This window comes from Burkholderia sp. LMG 13014 (assembly GCF_905232215.1).
Taxonomy (GTDB): domain Bacteria; phylum Pseudomonadota; class Gammaproteobacteria; order Burkholderiales; family Burkholderiaceae; genus Burkholderia.
This window is the reverse complement of the sequence record NZ_CAJNKE010001055.1, coordinates 1-1,069: the sequence shown is the minus strand read 5'-3', so window position 1 is coordinate 1,069 and position 1,069 is coordinate 1. Positions and strand designations below refer to the sequence as shown.

The following is a 1,069-nucleotide window of genomic DNA, read 5'->3' as shown; positions in this document are numbered from 1 at the left end:
AGCGGCGGCGGAATTTATCGGCGGAAAACCGCTCCGCATTCGTACGGCAGGCATTCGGCGTGAAGCGCTGCGGCGCACGCTCGAAATCGTCGACGGCCGCAACGATCGCGTGCGGCGTCTGTTCGTCGAAAAAGAGCCCGGTCGGGTTCAGGTTCGATTGCGGGTCGAGCACGGTTTCGAGCGCGCCGCCCTTGCCGTACGCGATCACCGGCGTACCGCACGCCTGCGCCTCGACCACCGAGATCCCGAAATCCTCCTCGGCCGCGAACACGAACGCTTTCGCGCGCCGCATCCGGTCGTGCAGCACCGCGAACGGCTGGTAGCCCATGATCTCGACGTTCGGGCCGGCCTTCGCGCGGATCTTCTGCATCTCGGGGCCATCGCCGATCACGACGAGCTTGCGCTCGGGCGTGCGCGAGAACGCGTCGACGATCAGGTCGATCTTCTTGTACGGCACCATCCGCGACGCGGTCAGGTAGAAGTCCTCCTTCTCCGCATTCAGCGAAAACGCGTCGACGTCGACCGGCGGGAAGATCACCGCCGCATCGCGGTGATAAACCTTCTTGATGCGCCGCGCGATGAACGCGGAGTTCGCGACGAAACCGTCCACCGCATTCGCGGTGCGCGTGTCCCAGTTGCGGATGTAATGCAGGATCATCCGCGCGAGCAGCGATTTCGGCCCGTGCGTGAGGTTCGACTGTTCCAGGTATTGGTGCTGCAGATCCCACGCATAGCGGATCGGCGAATGCACGTAGCTGATGTGCACCTGGTCCGGCCCCGTCAGCACGCCCTTCGCGACCGCGTGGCTGCTCGAGATCACCAGGTCGTACTCCGATACGTCGAGCTGCTCGATCGCGAGCGGCATCAGCGGCAGGTAGCTGCGGTACTTGGTGCGCGCGAACGGCAGCTTCTGGATGAACGACGTCGTCACCGGCTTGCCGCGCACGAACGCGCGATCGTCGAGGAAATCGACGAGGCTGAACAGGTCCGCGTCGGGAAAGCACGCGACGATCTGTTCGAGCACGCGTTCGGCGCCCGCATACGTGACGAGCCAGTCGTGGACGATCGC

General features: G+C 64.6%; 1 protein-coding gene. It reads right to left on the bottom strand.

Annotated elements, in window-relative coordinates:
* The coding region (locus JYJ84_RS37335; RefSeq protein WP_205190362.1) for a glycosyltransferase family 4 protein at positions 1-1,069 on the bottom strand (1,069 nt) is incomplete at both ends.